The sequence below is a fragment of the Pseudomonas sp. WS 5146 genome, assembly GCF_012985495.1.
Lineage (GTDB): Bacteria > Pseudomonadota > Gammaproteobacteria > Pseudomonadales > Pseudomonadaceae > Aquipseudomonas > Aquipseudomonas edaphica.
This window is the reverse complement of sequence record NZ_JAAQWL010000006.1, coordinates 266,766-284,145: the sequence shown is the minus strand read 5'-3', so window position 1 is coordinate 284,145 and position 17,380 is coordinate 266,766. Positions and strand designations below refer to the sequence as shown.

General features: G+C 62.0%; 18 protein-coding genes. 5 read left to right on the top strand and 13 right to left on the bottom strand.

All coding sequences use genetic code 11. The annotated features are described in order from the left end of the window. Nucleotides 1–21: 21 nt before the first annotated feature. Nucleotides 22–972 (bottom strand): GlxA family transcriptional regulator, encoded by a 951-nt coding sequence (locus tag HBO41_RS18020; RefSeq protein WP_017137750.1) that lies wholly within the window; start codon nt 970–972, stop codon nt 22–24. Between the two features lie 180 nt (nt 973–1,152). On the opposite strand from HBO41_RS18020, the gene HBO41_RS18015 reads away from it, so the two are divergent. Beyond that, complete coding sequence (locus HBO41_RS18015; protein ID WP_099547764.1) at nt 1,153–1,875, top strand: pirin family protein; 723 nt, start codon at nt 1,153–1,155, stop codon at nt 1,873–1,875. A gap of 121 nt (nt 1,876–1,996) precedes the next feature. On the opposite strand, the gene HBO41_RS29910 is transcribed toward HBO41_RS18015, so the two are convergent. Continuing rightward, a complete protein-coding gene (locus tag HBO41_RS29910; protein ID WP_169987224.1) occupies nt 1,997–2,401 on the bottom strand; it encodes a hypothetical protein in 405 nt (134 codons plus the stop codon). A gap of 152 nt (nt 2,402–2,553) precedes the next feature. Beyond that, the gene (locus tag HBO41_RS18005) at nt 2,554–3,552 is read right to left on the bottom strand and encodes a quinone oxidoreductase (protein WP_099547762.1); all 999 of its coding nucleotides are present in this window, start codon (nt 3,550–3,552) and stop codon (nt 2,554–2,556) included. A gap of 102 nt (nt 3,553–3,654) precedes the next feature. On the opposite strand from HBO41_RS18005, the gene HBO41_RS18000 reads away from it, so the two are divergent. Continuing rightward, the gene (locus HBO41_RS18000) at nt 3,655–4,518 is read left to right on the top strand and encodes a LysR family transcriptional regulator (protein ID WP_099547761.1); all 864 of its coding nucleotides are present in this window, start codon (nt 3,655–3,657) and stop codon (nt 4,516–4,518) included. Between the two features lies 1 nt (nt 4,519). Here HBO41_RS18000 and HBO41_RS17995 read toward each other — a convergent pair whose 3' ends face one another. Beyond that, nucleotides 4,520–5,476 carry a GlxA family transcriptional regulator gene (locus HBO41_RS17995; RefSeq protein WP_099547760.1) on the bottom strand — a complete coding sequence of 319 codons (957 nt, stop codon included), beginning with the start codon at nt 5,474–5,476 and terminating at the stop codon, nt 4,520–4,522. Nucleotides 5,477–5,582: 106 nt separating this feature from the next. Between HBO41_RS17995 and HBO41_RS17990 the strand changes: the two genes are divergently transcribed. Further along, entirely contained in the window at nt 5,583–6,125 is a 543-nt protein-coding gene (locus HBO41_RS17990) for an acyl-CoA thioesterase (RefSeq protein ID WP_099547759.1), read from the top strand. 352 nt (nt 6,126–6,477) lie between these two features. On the opposite strand, the gene HBO41_RS17985 is transcribed toward HBO41_RS17990, so the two are convergent. From HBO41_RS17985 to HBO41_RS17970, 4 genes are all read right to left on the bottom strand, one after another. Continuing rightward, a complete protein-coding gene (locus tag HBO41_RS17985) occupies nt 6,478–7,266 on the bottom strand; it encodes an ABC transporter ATP-binding protein (RefSeq protein WP_099547758.1) in 789 nt (262 codons plus the stop codon). Continuing rightward, on the bottom strand, nt 7,260–8,249 hold the full coding sequence (locus HBO41_RS17980; RefSeq protein ID WP_169987222.1) for an ABC transporter permease: 990 nt from the start codon (nt 8,247–8,249) through the stop codon (nt 7,260–7,262). Before HBO41_RS17980 ends, HBO41_RS17985 begins: the two co-directional genes overlap by 7 nt. After that, the gene (locus HBO41_RS17975; RefSeq protein ID WP_169987220.1) at nt 8,236–9,294 is read right to left on the bottom strand and encodes an ABC transporter substrate-binding protein; all 1,059 of its coding nucleotides are present in this window, start codon (nt 9,292–9,294) and stop codon (nt 8,236–8,238) included. Before HBO41_RS17975 ends, HBO41_RS17980 begins: the two co-directional genes overlap by 14 nt. Before the next feature lie 152 nt (nt 9,295–9,446). Further along, nucleotides 9,447–10,766: an LLM class flavin-dependent oxidoreductase gene (locus tag HBO41_RS17970; RefSeq protein WP_169987218.1), complete on the bottom strand. Its 1,320-nt coding sequence runs from the start codon at nt 10,764–10,766 to the stop codon at nt 9,447–9,449. 345 nt (nt 10,767–11,111) lie between these two features. Here HBO41_RS17970 and tal point away from each other — a divergent pair, with 345 nt between their 5' ends. Beyond that, nucleotides 11,112–12,035, top strand: coding sequence for a transaldolase (gene tal / locus HBO41_RS17965; RefSeq protein WP_169987216.1), 924 nt, complete (start codon nt 11,112–11,114; stop codon nt 12,033–12,035). Nucleotides 12,036–12,196: 161 nt separating this feature from the next. Here tal and HBO41_RS17960 read toward each other — a convergent pair whose 3' ends face one another. The 4 genes from HBO41_RS17960 to HBO41_RS17945 all read right to left on the bottom strand — a co-directional run bounded on the left by HBO41_RS17960 (nt 12,197) and on the right by HBO41_RS17945 (nt 15,310). Further along, on the bottom strand, nt 12,197–12,553 hold the full coding sequence (locus HBO41_RS17960; RefSeq protein WP_169987214.1) for a lysozyme inhibitor LprI family protein: 357 nt from the start codon (nt 12,551–12,553) through the stop codon (nt 12,197–12,199). Between the two features lie 13 nt (nt 12,554–12,566). Beyond that, complete coding sequence (locus HBO41_RS17955; RefSeq protein ID WP_169987212.1) at nt 12,567–13,751, bottom strand: sugar transporter; 1,185 nt, start codon at nt 13,749–13,751, stop codon at nt 12,567–12,569. Between the two features lie 111 nt (nt 13,752–13,862). Continuing rightward, nucleotides 13,863–14,225, bottom strand: a complete 363-nt coding sequence (locus tag HBO41_RS17950) for a type 1 fimbrial protein (RefSeq protein ID WP_169987210.1) — start codon at nt 14,223–14,225, stop codon at nt 13,863–13,865. 86 nt (nt 14,226–14,311) lie between these two features. Beyond that, nucleotides 14,312–15,310 (bottom strand): bile acid:sodium symporter family protein, encoded by a 999-nt coding sequence (locus tag HBO41_RS17945; protein WP_169987209.1) that lies wholly within the window; start codon nt 15,308–15,310, stop codon nt 14,312–14,314. Nucleotides 15,311–15,395: 85 nt separating this feature from the next. Here HBO41_RS17945 and HBO41_RS17940 point away from each other — a divergent pair, with 85 nt between their 5' ends. Further along, complete coding sequence (locus HBO41_RS17940) at nt 15,396–16,184, top strand: helix-turn-helix domain-containing protein (RefSeq protein WP_017137733.1); 789 nt, start codon at nt 15,396–15,398, stop codon at nt 16,182–16,184. 127 nt (nt 16,185–16,311) lie between these two features. Here HBO41_RS17940 and HBO41_RS17935 read toward each other — a convergent pair whose 3' ends face one another. Beyond that, nucleotides 16,312–17,325: an ABC transporter substrate-binding protein gene (locus tag HBO41_RS17935; protein ID WP_017137732.1), complete on the bottom strand. Its 1,014-nt coding sequence runs from the start codon at nt 17,323–17,325 to the stop codon at nt 16,312–16,314. Between the last annotated feature and the right edge of the window lie 55 nt (nt 17,326–17,380).

Here is a 17,380-nt window from a genome sequence, read left to right as displayed (position 1 = left end):
AGCCAGACGGACATTCCGGCGTCAACTGAACTGTTGGCGGTACTGCGTGGGGTTAAGGCCGAGTTTTTCACTGAACAGAAAGCGCATATGCCGCACGCTGCCGAAGCCTGCGCGGAAAGCCACGGTCTTGAGCGGCAGGTCTGTGCTTTCCAGCAGGTGCCGGGCACGGTCGATACGCGCGCCTTGCACAAAGGCCATGGGCGTCATGCCCACCTCTTTGGCGAACAGCCGCGCAAAATGGCGCGCGCTCATGCCCGCCAGCGCGGCCATGGACACGATGCTCAATGGCTGATCCAACTGCGCCAGCACCTGGTTCTGCACGCGGGTGATCGGGGTTTCCAGCGGCGCGACGGCGGCGGTCATCGGGCTGAACTGAGCCTGCCCGCCCTGGCGTTTCATCACCACCAGCAGCACCTTGGCGACGTCGACCGCCACCTGCCGGCCATGGTCCTGGGCGATGATCGACAGCGCCAGGTCGATGCCGGCAGTGACCCCGCCGGAGGTAATCAAGCGGCCATCCTGCAAGTAAATGCGATCGGTTTCGACGGTGGCCTTGGGAAAGCCTTTGATCAGGCGGTCGGTGTAGTGCCAGTGCGTGGTGACGCGGTGGCCGTCGAGCAGCCCGGCGTGCCCCAGCACAAAGGCGCCGGTGCAGATCGAACCGAAGCGCCGTGCCCGAGGCGCTGCGGCCCGCAGCCAAGGCAGCAGAGCCGGATGGCATTCGTTATAAGCGCCAGGCCCGCCGGGCACCAGCAGAAGGTCGTAGGCCTCATCGGCATGCGCCAGTTGCAGGTCGGCATGCACGTGCACGCCATTGGAGGCGCGCAGCGGACCGGGCTCGGTACCGATCGTCAGGATCCGATAATGCTCCGACGCCGGCAAGTAGCGATTGGCTATGGAAAACACCTCCAGCGGCCCGGCCATATCGAGCAGCAGGAAGTCTGGAAACAGCGCCATGGCCACGGTTTTCATCAAGAGCAAGTCCATCGTAACGGGAGTCGGGACGGCATTATGGCACGCTTGAAACTGTCAACTAAAATGAGACATTAATTCAATTTTCAGCTTATTAATGAATCACTGGAAAACCATTAACCTTCTTCTCAACGCAAGCGCCCTGCATTTCGCAGCCAGCGCTCACTTGAGGACAAGACCATGCTGACCCTTCGCAAAGCCTCGGAACGCGGCGCCGCCAATCACGGTTGGTTGAAGTCGTTCCACACCTTCTCGTTTGCCAACTACTGGGATCCCAAGGAGCAGGGTTTTTCCGACCTGCTGGTGATCAACGATGACCGCGTCGCCGCCGGCAAAGGCTTCGGCCAGCACCCGCATCGGGACATGGAGATTTTCTCCTATGTGCTCGAAGGCGCCCTGGAACACAAGGACACCCTGGGCACCGGTTCGGTGATCCGCCCTGGCGACGTGCAACTGATGAGCGCCGGCAGCGGCGTGGCCCACAGCGAGTTCAACCACAGCCAGAGCCATGGCGTGCACTTCCTGCAGATCTGGATTGTGCCGAATGTGGTCGGCGCCGAACCGCGCTACCAGCAGGAGCACTTCAGCGCGGCGCAAAAACGTGGGCGCTTGCAGTTGATCATCTCGCCGGAAGGCACGGATGGCTCGCTCAACGTTCGCCAGGATGCACGGGTGTATGCCGGGCTGTTCAACGGCGATGAAGCCGCCACCCTGGAGGTGCCAGTGGACCGCCATGTGTACGTGCACGTGGCCCACGGCAGCGTCGAACTCAATGGCCAACGCTTGCAGGAAGGCGACGGCGCACGGCTGCGCAATGAGCGGCAGATCCGCCTGAGCCAGGGCGAAGACGCCGAGGTGCTGGTGTTTGACCTGCGCCCTCAGGAACTGCCGCAGATGCCTTGAGCGCCTGCACGATGGCCCGCCACAACGGGCCATCGCTGGCGTCGATAGTCACCATCAGCGCAATGAAGTTCTCTTAAAAAATCCAACGCGTACCATCAAACCCATACCCGGCAACACCCAACTACAACTCTCGGAGCACACCACCATGAAACGCCAACTCTTGCTTAGCCTCGCTTTCTCGGTACTGGCTGCCAACGCTTTTGCCCACCCGGTTGTCGCTGAAGGCGGCGCGGATCGCCTGCAAGGCAACCACGTAGCCGAAAATGGTTCTGACCGTCTGCAGGAACGCCGTATAGCCGAAGGTGGCGCTGATCGCTTGCAGGAACGTGGCCTGGCTGAAGGCGGTGCTGATCGCCTGCAGGAACGCGGCCTGGCTGAAGGCGGTGCTGATCGCCTGCAGGAACGCGGCCTGGCTGAAGGCGGTGCTGATCGCCTGCAGGAACGCGGCCTGGCTGAAGGTGGTGCTGATCGCCTGCAGGAACGCGGCCTGGCTGAAGGTGGTTCGGATCGCCTGCAGAGCAACCACGTATAACCCTCGCTGTTGGCGAGGCACCCCAAACCGGCCTGATCAGCCGGTTTTTTTTCGCCTGCGATCTGGCCATGTACCCACCCAACTTCTGGTTAACGCAGTGCCGGTGGCAAGCTTGCTAGCCACAACAAGCCTACTCACCCCACCAATCAGCGCAGGTCTCGGTCCACCCACAACACCGCCTTGCCGATCTGCTGGCGCGCCTCGATGCGCGCGTGTACCTGTTGCACCGTCTCCAGGCTGTAATGGCCCTCGATCTCCACGCTCAACGCCCCTTCCAGCATCGCCGCGAACACCGCATTGGCACGCCGCTGCACGGTCGCCCCGTCGGCCATGTGGTCCGCCAGACGTGGTCGGGTCAAAAACAGCGAGCCCGCCTCGCCCAATTCAATCGGGTCCAAATCGCTCAGTGAGCCCGACACGTTGCCATAATTGACGATCAAACCCCGCGTGCGGCAAGCACGGAAACTCTCGCGCAAGGTGGTTTTGCCGAGCGAATCAAACACCACATCCACTCCGCGCCCATCCGTGGCTTGCAGCACCTGATCGGCAAAGCCGTCATAGGTCCAGGCCCGGTGGGCGCCACGTTGCCGGGCAATCGCGCATTTTTCGGCGCTGCTGCCGGTGGTCAACACGGTCGCGCCCAACCGCCGCGCCATCTGCACCAACAACTGGCCGATGCTGCCGGACGCCGCGTGAATCAGGCAGCTGCTGCCTGCCTGCAAGCGCGCCACGTCCTCAACCAGGTAGTGCGCGGTGCAGCCCTGAAACATCGCCGCAGCCGCTTGATCGAAGGGGATGGCGCTCGGAATCTGCGCGACTTTGTCGGCAGGCACATTGGCGTATTCGGCATAGGCGCCCCAGGCAATGCACCAGGCCACCCGGTCGCCCACGGCCAGGTGGCTCACGCCCGGGCCAACCTCAACCACCACGCCGGCGCCCTCCATGCCCAGGGTGCAAGGCAAGCGCACCGGGTAAGTCACCGACGCCGCGTATTTGCCCTGGCGGGTATGAATATCCATGAAATTAATCCCGGCGCAGGCCACCTTGACCAGCACATGCCCGGCCGTGACCTGGGGTTTGGCCACATCATGGCGCAGTTGGGCGAAATCGGGACCGCCGTAGGCTTGCAGGGTAATGGCTTTCATCAGGGAACAACTCCGTTTGCACTGGGAAGCGGCCATGGTAAAAGGGATTATTCGGTTGGAATATTCCCCAATCCCTCCCAGCCTCTGTGCGGAAATAACCCGATGTTCGATTGGCAGGACCTCTACTACTTCACCGTGCTGGCCCGCACCCAGTCATTGTCGGCCGCCGCCCGCGAGCTGCAGGTGGAGCACGCCACCGTCGGGCGCCGGGTCGATGCACTGGAAAAAGCCCTGGGCGTAAAGCTGGTGGACCGCCTGCCCCGCAGCCGCCCGCTCACGGCGCAAGGCCTGGCCTTGGCGCAAGTGGCGGCGGGCATGGGCGATATGGCCACGCAGGTGATGCGCTTGTCGCGTGTGGCCTCCATTGAACTGGCCGGCACTGTGCGCGTCAGTTGCCCGCCCTCCATCGCCAACCACTGCATTGCACCTCAGCTTGCGCGTTTACGCGCCCACTACCCGCAGCTGAATCTGGTGCTGATGCCGTCCACTCAACTGGCCGCGCTGGACAAGGGCGAAGCCGACATCGCCTTGCGCACCGTGCGCCCCGACGAAGCAGCCCTGGTGCGGCGCAAAGTCGGCGTGGTGCGCTTCGGCTTGTACGCCGCACCTGCGCTCGAACACTTGCCGGCAGCGCAATGGACCTTCATCGCCTACGACGCCAGCCGCGACCACCTGCCCCAGCAAGCCTGGCTGCACCAACTGCGCGGCCCTCGCCCTATCGTATTTGCCGCCAGCGAGTTGATCACCCAGCAAATGGCCGCTCGCGCGCAGGTCGGCGCGGTAGTGCTGCCGACCCTGGTGGGCGACCACGACCCGCTGTTGACCCGGTTACCTACGCCCAGCGACGGCCCGGTGCGTGATATCTGGCTGACGGTCTACCCGGATATGCGCCGCTCACCGTCGGTGAAAGTGGTGATGGAGTTTCTGGTGGAATGTATTGAAGCGCAGGCGCAGCTACGTCGCTGATTCAGGCCGTGGCGAGGAATTTCTTGCGATACGCCGCCGGCAGCATCCCCACGCGCTGCTGGAACAGGCGGCGAAACGAATTACTGTCTTCATACCCCACCGCGTAGGTGATGCTTTCGAGGGTCATGCGCGTGGACTCCAGCATCTGCTTGGCCCGCTCCAGGCGCAGGGTTTGCACATAACCCACGGGCGTATAGCCGGTCGCCTCCTTGAAACGCCGCTTGAAATTGCGCACACCAAAACCAAAGCGCCGCGCCACGTCGTCAATTACCAACGCCTGGGCAAAGTGCTGCTCCAGCCAATGCTGCACCCGCAGGATCTCGCCGTCGCCGTGGTTCTTGGGCAACGACCACAGGGCGTACACCGACTGCTCGGTACGCACGCCGTCGATCAACAGGTATTTGCCACAGGTATGCGCAAGCTCTGGTGAACCGAAGCGGCGGATCAGGTGCAGCATCAGGTCCATCGCCGCGCTGGCGCCACCGCTGGTGATTACACGGTTTTCTTCACACAGGATCTGCGCGTCCTCCAGGGTCACGTCGGGGTAACGGCGCCGGAACAGCTCGGCAAACGCCCAGTGGGTGGTAGCGCGCAAGCCTTGCAACAGGCCGCTTTCGGCCAGCAAAAAAGCTGCGGTGCACATTGATGCCAGCACCGCGCCCTGGGCATATTGCTCACGCAGCCACGGGCCGTAGGCAGGAAAAGTGGGCAGGGCCTGCTTGAGGGTAAACAGGAAACCGGGGATCAGGATCAGGTCGGTGCGGCGCACCTGCGCCGCCGCGCACGCCACCTGCATGCACTGCCCGCTCCACGTGGTGACGGGCTGGCCGTCCAGGGAGACCACCAAGACCTCAAAGGGTGGGCTGTCGGCAAACAGATTGGCGGCGCTGAGCATTTCCAGGACCAGGGTGGCGTTGGCGGCAGAACAATCATCGGCCAGGAGCAAGGTAATGTGCATAAAAAGCCTGTTTGCGTTTTTCGCATGTAATAAGTCATTTGCGCACCTACCTTAGCCGATTCCGGCTGCGTACAGTGCGGCTTCTGATCAACTGCCTGGCACGTTTATGAATCTCTGGTTTCGATTGCTGTTCATGTTGTTCCGTCGTCCCTGGCGCAAGCCCGTGCAGGGTTTGGACACCACTGTAGTGCGCATGCGGGTGTGGCCGCTGGACCTGGATATCAACCGGCACGTCACCAACGGCCGGTACTTCACCCTGGCAGACGTTGCGCGGATGGATTTTGTGCTGCGTACCGGCGCTTTTCGCGTGGCCCTGCGCAACAAGGCGTTGCCGATTGTGGGCGACACCTGGGGCAAGTTCCGCCGCGAGCTGAAGCTCTTTGAAGTGTTCGAGGTACACACCCGCATGCTCGGCTGGGACCACAAATGGAGCCTGATGGAGCATCGTTTTATCAGCAAGGGCCGAGTGGTGGGCGTGGTGGTGATGCGCGGCCTGTTCCGCTCCGCCAAGGGCACCCTGCCCCCGGCCGACTTTGTGCGCGAACTCGGCTTGGCCGAAGCGTCACCGCCCATGCCGCAGTGGCTGAGTGACTGGGCAAACAGTTGTGATGAGATGAGCGTGCAGTTGCGGGCGCAGGAGCAGGTTTGAGCGCACCTAGGCCTTGGATACGAGTTTCTTCAGGTTGGCTTCGGCGTCATCCCTGGCCAGGTGGAGTATCGACGAAATTCATCCCAGTGCAAGTACCGACTTTTGCCGTCGACCGCTTTGCAGAGGCCCGCCAGCTCGATAACTTCCAAGCCGTATTGCTTTAGCAAATCTGCGAAATCGGTTGGCTTATGGGTTCTCGCCATCGCTGAAACTCAATTTTCGAAAACTGAGTTGTTCCTTGCGCATGGGGTTGGCGGTGTCAAGGGCTATGCAGTCAGACTGTGGGGTTGCGGGACGCGGAGCGTCCCAAGCGGCATTCCCACGCAGAGCGTGGGAACGATCAGACCGACAACTACCAGCTCTCCCCCAACCCCAACAACCCCAGAATCTGCCGGCGCAAACCCACCAGATAGGCATCATCGCGATGCCGAGGATAGGGCCGGTCAATGGTCAACTGCGCCTGGATCTTCGCCGGGCGGTCGCTGAACACGATCACGCGGTTGGCCAGCAGCAAGGCTTCTTCCACGTCGTGGGTCACCAGCAACGCCGTGTAGCCCTGGCGCTGCCACAGGTCGATAAGCTCCTTTTGCAGGGTGATGCGCGTCAGCGAGTCCAGCTTGCCCAGGGGTTCATCCAGAATCAGCAGCCGTGGCTGGTTGACCAGCGCACGGGCCAACGCCACGCGCTGGGCCATGCCGCCGGAAAGTTGTCGAGGGTAGGCGTGCGCGAAGGCGCTGAGGCCAACTTTTTCCAGGGTTTGATCGACCTTGGCCGAATGGGTCTTGAGCAAGCCTTGAGCCTCCAGGCCCAGCGCGACGTTGTCCCACACGCGGCGCCACGGGTACAGGGTCGGGTCCTGGAACACCACCACGCGGCTCGGGTCGGGGCCGGTGATGGCGTGCCCATCGGCCAGCAAACGCCCGGAGTCAGCCGGTTCCAACCCGGCCACCAGGCGCAGCAAAGTGGATTTGCCGCACCCCGAAGGCCCCAGCAACGCCACGAATTCACCGGGCGCCACCTCCAGGGAAACCCGCTCCAATACCGGCAAACGCTGCCCGTCCAGTGCAAAGCCATGGCTGAGGTTCTCAATCCGCAGCGCCAGCCCGGGCGCGGGTTGAACTGCCTGTGCCAGCGCTACCATTTCATCGCTCCTTTCTGCCAGGCCAACAAGCGGTCACGCACCAGGAACAACCCGGTGATCAACCCCGAACAGGCCAGTGCCATGATCAATAATGCCGCGTACATGTTCGCGTAGGCGGCCCAGCCCTGAGCCCATTGCAAGTACCAGCCGATGCCGGATTTAACCCCCATCATTTCCGCCACCACCAAGGTCGAAAACGAGGCGCCCAGGCCCATGAACAGGCCGACAAACACGTGGGGCAACGCGGCGGGGATCGCCACTTTGAAAATCAGGAAGCCCGGCTTGGCACCCAAGGTACGCGCCACGTCGTAATAGGCTTTATCGACACTCGCCACGCCGGACCAGGTCAGCACCGTGACCGGAAACCAGGTGGCCAGCGCGATCAGGAAAACACTTGCGCTCCAACTGCTGGGGAACAGGAAAAAACACAGCGGCAGCAACGCCGTCGACGGCACCGGCCCGAGGATACGCAGCACCGGGTGCAACCAGTAGCCGATGCGCGTGGACCAGCCGATGGAGACGCCCGCGACAAAACCAGTCGCCGCGCCCAGCGCCACGCCCGAACCCAGCAGCAAGGCCGAATGCAGCAGGCTGTCGGCCAGGCGCGCATAGTCTTCGACATACACCGCAAGCAAGGCCTGGGGCGGCGCGAAAAACGGCACCGGCAGCAGAGCCAGCTTGGCGGTGAGCAGTTCCCAGACACCCAGCAACACGGGCAAGGCAATCAACCACGGCCCGGCCTTTTGCAAGCGCTGGCCGAGCCGCGAAAAACGCAGGCCCAGCAGGCTCAACAGAATGAACAGCGCAGCCACCGCCACGCACACATTGGCCAGCCCTTGGGTCATCGGCCAATTGCGCACGGCATTGGGCCAATAGCTGATCAACAGCGCCACGGCCACCCAGGCCGCCACCACCGTGGCGCCCTGCCAGCCGGCCTTGAATGTCAGGCTTGGGTTCAGGGTGGTTGCATCAACTGAAGACATCAGCGGTGATCTCCTTGGCGAACTCCACCGGGTCGGTGCCTTTGCTGATCACCTCGACGGTTTTCAGGTCGGTGACATAGGTGGTGATTTCCTGCGTCAATGCCGCGCCGACCGCATGGTGACCGTGGGTGTGATCGTGCAGGATCGCCTGCACTTCTTCTGTCGTGGTATTGAGCGCATAGGCCTGGAAGCCCTTGGCGACCTCTTCGGGGTGCTGCACGGAATAATCATGGGCCTCCAGAACCGCCTGGGTCAGCGCCGCGACCACGCGCTTGTCTTCACGTACCAGCTTGCCGGTGACGCCGACCACGCAGCAGCTGAGGTTGGCGTATTCCTCCACCAGGTTGGTGGACAATTCCCGCGCCACGCCGGACTTGATCAGGCGGTACATGAACGGGTCACTGCCGCTGACCGCCTGCACTTCGCCACGCTCCAGCGCGGTGCCCAGCAGGTCGGCCGGGTACAGGCGCCATTCGACGTCGCGCACCGGGTCGACGCCGTGCTTTTTCAGCAGGATCGAGAAGAAATTGCGGTCGGGGCTGGCCATGTCGGTGACACCGATGGCCTTGCCCTTGAGGTCTTCGAGCTTATTCACGCCACCGTTCGCGGCACTCAGCAAGCGCAGGCAACCGCCGTGGGTACCGGCGGTGAGCTTGACGTCAAAGCCTTGTTCCAGAGCCTTGAGCCAACGCAGCGCCATGCCTATGCCGGCATCCGCCTTGCCGGTGGCAATGGCTTCGAGCAGCACTTCGGTGGAGTTGCCGAAGTTGACCAGCTCCACATCGAGGTTGTGCTTGGTGAAAAAGCCCTGGCCGTGGGCGATCACCACTGGCGCCAGGCACACAGCGTTGAGGTTGACCGCCAGTTTGAGCTTGCGCGGCGCGTCGAGGCGGATGAACTCGCCGGTGCCTGCAGGTTCCGCAGGCGTGCCGTGCCCGGCGTGCTCGTCGGCCGCCAAGCCCAGGCTGGGCAGCGCCAGGCCGGCCATGGAAATGCCCGCTATGCCGAGCAAACGGCGACGGGTCAAGTGATCGAAAGCAACCATGCGCAATTCCCTTTTTAAATTGATGTACCCAATAAAAAACACCGCCGCCCAAATGTGGGAGCTGGCTTGCCTGCGATAGCGCAGTGTCAGTCAACAACGGTGCAAACTGCCCCACCGCTATCGCAGGCAAGCCAGCTCCCACATAGAGCGCATCAGTCCAGACCGAGGTGCTCACGCAACGTCGAACCTTCGTACGCCGTGCGGAACAGGCCCTTGCGCTGCAAATGCGGAATCACGCTTTCGACAAATTCGGTGAACGAGCCCGGCAAGTACCCCGGCGAAATCACAAAGCCGTCGCAACCGCCTTGCTCGAACAACTCAGCCAATTGGTCGGCGATCTGCGCGCCGGTGCCCACCAGTTGCGGCACGCGCACGCTGCTGGCGAAGATCCGGCCGAGTTGTTCCAGGCTCAGTTCGGGGCCTTGCATCAGCAGCTTTTCCGCCGCTGCACCGTGGATAAGCGGCGACTGCGCCACCTCGGCCAGGGTGGCCGACAACGGGAACGGCGACAGGTCCACATTCAGCTGCGAAGCCAGTGTCACCAGCCCCAACTCCGGCCGCGCCAGGGCGTTGTGCTGGTCGCGCTTGGCGCGGGCTTCGGCTTCGCTGCCGCCAATAAACGGCATCACCGCGGTGAGTATTTTGCAGCTGTCGGCGGCGCGGCCTTGTTGCACCACCTGGGCGCGCACGTCATCGCGAAAGGCCCGCATCGCCGCCAGGTGCGGGTGAATGGTAAAAATCGCCTCGGCCCACCGTGCGCCAAAGCGCCGACCCCGCCCGGAAGACCCGGCCTGGATCAGCACCGGCCGGCCCTGGGGCGAACGCGGGATATTCAGCGGGCCTTCAACCCGGAACCACTCGCCCTGGTGTTGCACCGAGGTAATCAATGCCGGGTCGGCGAGCACGCCGCTTTCGCGGTCGAGCTTGAGCGCGTCCTTGCCCCAGCTGTTCCAGAGTTTCAGCGCGACCTCGACAAACTCATCGGCGCGGTCGTAGCGCAGGTCATGCTCCAGGTGCTTGGCCTTGCCGAACAGGCGCCCTTCGCTGTCATTCATCGAGGTGACGATATTCCACGCCGCGCGGCCCTTGGACAGGTGGTCCAAGGTGGCGAATTCGCGGGCAATATGCGCCGGTTCGTAATAGGTGGTGGAACGGGTCGCGCCCAGGCCGAGTTTGGTGGTCTGGCCCACCAGGTACGACAGGATCGGCAACGGGTCGAGGCGCGTGGCGTCCTGGGCGCCGTAGCGCAAGGCAAACTCACGGGAGCCGCCCATCTGGTCGCCCACGGCCAGGCGATCGGCGAAAAACAGGAAGTCGAACAAGCCTTCCTCCACGACTTTGGCGATACGCGTGTAGTACTCGGGGTCGAGGTAATTGCCGACGGTTTCGGGGTGGCGCCATACCGCGTGGCTGTGCACCACCGGGCCGCTCAACAGGAAGGCTGACAAATGGATCTGGCGGCGTGAGGTCATAAAGCGTCTTCGCGGGAAAGTTCGCTTTTGATTATATTAATCACGCACGATTATGAAAGAATCATATAACTCTATGGTTATGCCCGATTGGTCGGACGCTGCAAAAAGCGCCCTAAGCTCAGATCGAAAGAGTATTTATCGAATGCTTTTCATAACTTTAAGCTTGGCGCTATTTCGCAAGAAAATCGCGGTGATGACAGGCACGCCTTACGCCAAGGCGGTGGATGCGCAGGATGTGCAGACCTGGAAGCCTTAAGGCCGCGACAGGTTTGCACGCGCGGTAAACAGGGCGCCCCGGAAATGGTACAACAGCTACCTTCACTCTTTTCCTGGGGAGCGCCGCTCATGACGTCCAAGCTCGAACAACTCAAGCAATTCACCACCGTGGTCTGCGACACTGGCGACCTGGAAGCCATCAGCCGCCTGCGCCCGGTGGACGCCACCACCAACCCGTCGCTGCTGCTCAAGGCCGCCGCCATCCCGGAATACGCCGAGCTGCTGCGCAATGCCGTGAGCCTGTCCAAAGGCGATGTGGACCTGGCCTGCGATCACTTTGCGGTGTCGGTGGGCGCGGGCATTCTCAAGGTGATTCCGGGGCGTATCTCCACTGAAGTCGACGCGCGTTTGTCGTTCGACGAAGACGCGCTGTGGGCCAAGGCCAACCAGCTGATCGCCCTGTATGACCAGGCCGGTGTCGGCCGCGACCGCGTGCTGATCAAACTGGCCTCCACCTGGGAAGGCATCCGCACCGCCGAGCGCCTGGAAAAATCCGGTATCCAGACCAACCTCACCCTGCTGTTTTCCTTCGCCCAGGCCCAGGCCTGCGCGGATGCCGGGGTATTTTTGATCTCGCCGTTCGTGGGCCGCATCTACGACTGGTATCGCAAAAACACCGGCCTGGACTACACCGGTGCCGAAGACCCGGGCGTGCAGTCGGTGACGCGTATCTACAACTACTACAAGGCCAATAAAATCGACACCGTGGTGATGGGCGCCAGCTTCCGCACCTTGAGCCAGATCGAAGAACTGGCTGGTTGCGACCGCCTGACCATCAGCCCTGACCTGCTGCAAAAACTGGCTGACGATAACGGCGTGCTGCAACGCAAATTGGCGCCGGGTGCAGAAGGCGAAGCGCGTCAGCCATTGACCGAAGCGCAATTCCGTTGGGCGTCGAATGAAGATGCGATGGCGACTGAAAAACTCGCCGAAGGCATTCGCCAGTTTGCGCGGGATCAGGAGAAGCTCGAGGCGGTGCTGGCTGCGCTGTAAGGTACTAAAACCGCATGCGGTCAAATGTGGGAGCTGGCTTGCCTGCGATAGCGGTGGTGGCTGACAGATCGCTATCGCAGGCAAGCCAGCTCCCACAGAAAAGCCTGCTCGCCACAACAAGCCAGCTCCCACAGGTTGCTTTTTTGCCTAGGATTGCTGGCTCAAAACGGCCCTTTCGTCATCACCCGCTCATCAATGAACCCGCGCAACATGCCGATCCGCTGCGTATAAGCAGCGCTCAGGCAACTGACTTTCGCCCCGCAGGCATGCCGCTGTTTGAGCCATTCGGCCTGCCCGTCCATCAATGACCCGCGCCCGCCCATGGCCATGAAGTGCTTGTTCAGGTCGTAGAGCAACGCCATGGTCACGTCCTGGTCGTTGAGGCTGACGTTCTTGCAAATCGCAATTTCGTCAGGCGCTTTGGCCTTGCCACAGTCGAAGCTGGCGGCAACGCTCGAAGGGCTGAGCAACAGCGCAGACACGCTGGCAAGCATCGCGAAAACAGCAGGTTTGATCATCAATCGTTACTCCTCAGTTACGCACCACACCCGTCCCGAACTTGCGAATCGCCAGGCAATACCCGATCAACGCCACCGCTGCCAACGCCCCGCCCGCCACGCCGATCCAGGCGAAGCCGAAGTGGCTGCCGACCCAGCTGCCCATCAGGGCGCCGCCGCCGATGCCGATGTTGTAGATGCCGGAGAACATTGCCATGGCCACGTCGGTGGCGTCGGGTGCCAGCACCAGCACCTTCGATTGCATGGCGAGGCCGAAGCCCATGATGGCCATGCCCCAGAAAATGCTCAGTATCACCAGGTACGACTCGGCGCCGCTCAAGGGCAGCATCAGGGTCAAGCAGGCCGCGAGCAGGAACACTGCGCTGACCACGAAGATATGCGGGTTGAAACGGTGTACCAGGCTGAACAGCAGCGAGCCGATGATGCCCGCGCCGCCGAACACCAGCAAAATCAGAGTTACGGCGCCACCACCCAAACCGGCCACGCCTTCGACGAAGGGTTCGATGTAGCTGTAGGCGGTGAATTGCGCGGTGACGGTCATGGCGGTGAGCACGTACAGCGCCACCAGTGCTGGGCGTTTGAACAGCAACGGCAGGCTGCGCAGCGAGCCGGAGTTCTGGCTCGGCAGCGGCGGCAAGGTGCGCGCCAGCCAGAACACCAGCGCGCCAGCGAACGCGGCGATCACCAGGAAGGTGGTGCGCCAGCCCATGGCTTCGCCGAGCAGGCGGCCTAGCGGAATGCCCAACACCATCGCCAGGGACGTGCCGGTGGCCAATAACCCAAGGGCTTGCACCTGCTTGCCTTCCGGCGCCAGGCGCACGGCCAGGGACGCGGTAATTGACCAGAACAGCGCGTGGGACAACGCAATGCCGATGCGACTGACCATCAGCAGGCCAAAACTGTTGGCGACGCTGGAGAGGATATGGCTGGCGATAAACAGGCCGAACAGCACGATCAGCAACTTGCGCCGCTCGACGTTGCGCGTCAGCAGCATCACCGGCAACGAGGTCAGCGAAACGATCCAGGCATAGATGGTGAGCATCAAGCCGACGCTGGCGATGGGCATGTCGAAGCTCGCACCGATGGCGCTGAGCAACCCGACGGGCACGAATTCGGTGGTATTGAACACAAAGGCGGCCAGCGCCAAGGCGATGACCGGTTGCCAATTGGCTTGGGGCGTTGCGGCTGAAATGCTCATTGGCGGGCGAGATACTCTGGCGATGATCCAACGGCCGCGCAGAACAGCGCCGCCGCCGGGCATTCTATAGGTTTCTTGGCCCGCTGTTGACGCGGATCGTCGCCCAAAGGCTTAGGGCGAGGTCATGGTAATCACGTAGTTGCCCGACTGGATCGGTTTGCCGGCGGCATCCACCAGCAAGTAACTCTGGTTGTAATAACGCCCATCGCCGCTGTCTGCCACCAGCTTTACATGGGCGGCGTTGACGCTGGCCACTGGCGCCATATTGCGCACCTCGAAGCGACTGCCGCGATTGGAACTGGCGCACCCGGTCAACTCCATCACCGCGCCACTGCGCGCATTTGTCGCACAGCCGGGTTCGACGATGGCGCCGCGAAATTGAATGGTGCCCTGCCCGATGGTCTGCGCGGCACCACAGGCGCCCGCCCATAGGCAAAACAGGCCGGTTAATACCGAAATACCTTTAACGTTCATGCCGACACTCCTTATTGGGCTCTCAATAAGGAAGTCGTCTGCTCGAGCGTTAACTTGAGGTCAATCTTGCCAAGGTGTGCGCTGGATCACGGATCGACCTGGCCCATCATCTCGGGGATGCTTTCCGGGCGCTTGGCATAACGCTGCGCCAACGCCGCGCAGACCATCAACTGGATCTGGTGAAACAGCATCAACGGCAAAATCAGCACGCCCATGGTCGCCCCGGCGAACAGCACCTGGGCCATCGGTACACCGGTGGCCAGGCTTTTCTTCGAGCCACAGAACAAGATGGTGATGCGGTCTTCCTGGTTAAACCCAAATGCCTTGCCCAGCACGGCGGAGGCCACCAGCACCAAGGCCAGCAACACGCAGCAGGCGACGACCAGACCGCCCAGCTCCCACAACGGGATCTGGTGCCAGATGCCTTCGTTGACCGCTTCGCTGAACGCGCCATACACCACCAGCAGAATCGAGCCTTGGTCGACGAACTTCAGCCAGGATTTATTACGCCCCACCCACTCGCCAATCCAGCGCCGGGCGATTTGGCCCGCCACAAAAGGCAGCAACAGTTGCACGCTGATTTTGAGGATGGCGTCGACCGTGGAGCCGCCATCGCCGTGTACGTTAAGCAGCAAGGTCACCAGCAACGGCGTCAGGAAGATGCCGAACAGGCTGGAGGCCGCCGCGCTGCAGATGGCTGCCGGGATGTTGCCGCGGGCCAGCGAGGTGAAGGCAATCGCCGATTGCACCGTGGCCGGCAGCGCACACAGATACAGCATGCCCATGTACAGGTCGTTGCCGATCAGCGGCGACAGCAGCGGCTTGAGCGCCAGGCCCAACAATGGGAACAGCACAAAGGTCAGGCTGAACACCAGCAAATGCAGGCGCCAGTGCCCGGCGCCAGCGACGATGGCCTGGCGCGACAGCTTGGCGCCGTGCAGGAAAAACAGCAGCGCGATGGCCAGGTTAGTCACCCAGCCGAAGGCCACGGCGGTCTGGCCGCTGGCAGGCAGCAGTGACGCAAAGATCACCGTGGCGATCAGGGTCAGGGTGAAGTTGTCAGGTAGAAAACGCGGACGGGTCATAAGCAAATCTTCCAGGGGTTGCCAAGAGCATCGCTGCGACTCTAACTTAACGGCCTGTTACCGACTAACGCCAATGAGCCAGTAAATGCCGCCTAAAGGACATGACAAGACGGTTAGGCGCAGTGTGCCCGGGCTTTCCAGCCTGCCACGCCCGGTGTATGGCCGCACCGAATCGCTGCCCAACCGAGCGCTGACCCGCCGGCACAGCCACCCGTGGGTGCAGTTGTCGTATGCGATTTCGGGGGTGCTGGAGATCCAGACCAGTGTCGGCCGTTTCGTCGCCCCGCCCCAGCGCGCCGTGTGGATTCCTGCGGGCGTACCGCACCGGGTGTTCAGTTCACCGCACACGGAAATGCGCAGCCTGTACCTCGATTGCAGCGTTACCGCCTGGGCGGCCGAGCGTTGCCAGGTGCTGGAGGTGAGCAGTTTGTTGCGCGAGTTGATCCGCAGTTTCAGCGAGTTGCCGGTGGAGTATGCCGAGGACGGCCCGGACGGGCGGCTGGCCCAGGTGGTGCTCGACCAACTGGCGGCCGCGCCCCAGGTGGATTTGATGCTGCCGTTGCCCCATGACCCACGGCTGCGGCAGATTTACCGCAGCCTGAACCTGCACCCGGAGCAGCAGACCACCCTGGGTGACTGGAGCCACAAGCTTGGGGTCAGTGAAAAGACCCTGAGCCGGTTGTTTTTGAGTGATACAGGCCTGACCTTTCGCGCCTGGCGTCAGCGCCTGCGCTTGCTCAGCGCCCTGCCCGCGCTGGAGCAAGGCGAGCGGGTGACGGATGTGGCGCTGGGGTGTGGGTATGAGTCGACGTCGGCGTTTATCAATGCGTTTCGGCAGCAGTTTGAGTCTACGCCGGGCGAATTCTTCCGCTGACACATAGACAACAACGATCCACTGTGGGAGCTGGCTTGCCTGCGATGCAGGCACCTCGGTGTGTCAGGTACACCGAGTTGATGCTATCGCAGGCAAGCCAGCTCCCACATTGGCTCCCAATTACAAATCAGCTGCCATCACCACCATGGGCTTCTTCAAAGAAGTAATCCTTCCAGCTCGCCGCCTTGTTCTTCAGCACGCCCAATTCCTGCAGCTTTTGGGCATAGATAAACGTACGCTGCGGCACGATGGTGAAGTCGATTTCCGGGTCCTGGACGATTTTCTCCACCAGGTCCAGCGGCAGCTTGGATTCCTCTACGCGAATATACGTCTTGGCGGCCGCAGGTTTATCGGCCTTGATGATCTTCTCGGCCTCCGCCAGCGCGTCATAAAACGCCTTGTAGGTCCTGGGGTTGTCATCGTGAAATTTCTGCGTGGTGTAGAGCACGTTGAACGACGCCTGCCCGCCAAGAATGTCGTAGGAACTGAGCACCTTGTGCACGTTAGGGTTCAACAACTCCTGATACTGAAACGGCGGGCTGGAGAAGTGTGAATTGATCTCCGAACCACCGGCAATCAACGCCGCCGTGGCATCCGGGTGGGCCAGGCTGATGGAGATGTCGTCGAACTTCTTGAAATTGGCATCGCCGAACAGCTTGGCCGTCTCGATCTGCAAGGTGCGCGACTGGAAACCCACGCCGGCGGCCGGCACAGCGATGCGGTCTTTGTCGGTGAAGTCCTGCAGGGTCTTCACGTTGGGGTTATTGGTCAGCAGGTAATTGGGCATCGAACCCAGGGAGGCGATGGCCTTGACGTTCTGCTTGCCCTTGGTGCGGTCCCACAGGGTGAGCATCGGCGGCACACCCGCCGAGACCACATCCAGGGCGCCGGCCAGCAGCGATTCATTCATGGCGGTGGCGCCGGAAATGCTGTTCCATTCCACCTTGATATCCAGGCCCTGCTCCTTGCCATGTTTTTCGATCAGGTGCTGGTCGCGCACCACGTCGAGGATCAGGTAACCGATACCGAATTGCTGTGCAATGCTGATCTTGCCTTCGGCCTGGGCGCCGGGGCTGAGCAAGGCGCTCGCGGCCGCCAGGGACGCGGCCAACAGGGTCAGGGAGGAACGCTTGAAAGTCATGGGAATCTGCCGCGTTTTCGAGAAGGTGATAGAGCCTAGCGACGAATTTTAAGAC

Coding starts and splice junctions, on each gene's coding strand:
- HBO41_RS18015 (WP_099547764.1), top strand. CDS start 1,153: ATGCTGACCCTTCGCAAAGCCTCGGAACGCGGCGCCGCCAATCACGGT.
- HBO41_RS17935 (WP_017137732.1), bottom strand. CDS start 17,325: ATGACTTTCAAGCGTTCCTCCCTGACCCTGTTGGCCGCGTCCCTGGCG.
- HBO41_RS18005 (WP_099547762.1), bottom strand. CDS start 3,552: ATGAAAGCCATTACCCTGCAAGCCTACGGCGGTCCCGATTTCGCCCAA.
- HBO41_RS17990 (WP_099547759.1), top strand. CDS start 5,583: ATGAATCTCTGGTTTCGATTGCTGTTCATGTTGTTCCGTCGTCCCTGG.
- tal (WP_169987216.1), top strand. CDS start 11,112: ATGACGTCCAAGCTCGAACAACTCAAGCAATTCACCACCGTGGTCTGC.
- HBO41_RS17960 (WP_169987214.1), bottom strand. CDS start 12,553: ATGATCAAACCTGCTGTTTTCGCGATGCTTGCCAGCGTGTCTGCGCTG.
- HBO41_RS17970 (WP_169987218.1), bottom strand. CDS start 10,766: ATGACCTCACGCCGCCAGATCCATTTGTCAGCCTTCCTGTTGAGCGGC.
- HBO41_RS17940 (WP_017137733.1), top strand. CDS start 15,396: ATGCCGCCTAAAGGACATGACAAGACGGTTAGGCGCAGTGTGCCCGGG.
- HBO41_RS18020 (WP_017137750.1), bottom strand. CDS start 972: ATGAAAACCGTGGCCATGGCGCTGTTTCCAGACTTCCTGCTGCTCGAT.
- HBO41_RS17975 (WP_169987220.1), bottom strand. CDS start 9,294: ATGGTTGCTTTCGATCACTTGACCCGTCGCCGTTTGCTCGGCATAGCG.
- HBO41_RS17995 (WP_099547760.1), bottom strand. CDS start 5,476: ATGCACATTACCTTGCTCCTGGCCGATGATTGTTCTGCCGCCAACGCC.
- HBO41_RS17945 (WP_169987209.1), bottom strand. CDS start 15,310: ATGACCCGTCCGCGTTTTCTACCTGACAACTTCACCCTGACCCTGATC.
- HBO41_RS17950 (WP_169987210.1), bottom strand. CDS start 14,225: ATGAACGTTAAAGGTATTTCGGTATTAACCGGCCTGTTTTGCCTATGG.
- HBO41_RS17980 (WP_169987222.1), bottom strand. CDS start 8,249: ATGTCTTCAGTTGATGCAACCACCCTGAACCCAAGCCTGACATTCAAG.
- HBO41_RS17955 (WP_169987212.1), bottom strand. CDS start 13,751: ATGAGCATTTCAGCCGCAACGCCCCAAGCCAATTGGCAACCGGTCATC.
- HBO41_RS18000 (WP_099547761.1), top strand. CDS start 3,655: ATGTTCGATTGGCAGGACCTCTACTACTTCACCGTGCTGGCCCGCACC.
- HBO41_RS17985 (WP_099547758.1), bottom strand. CDS start 7,266: ATGGTAGCGCTGGCACAGGCAGTTCAACCCGCGCCCGGGCTGGCGCTG.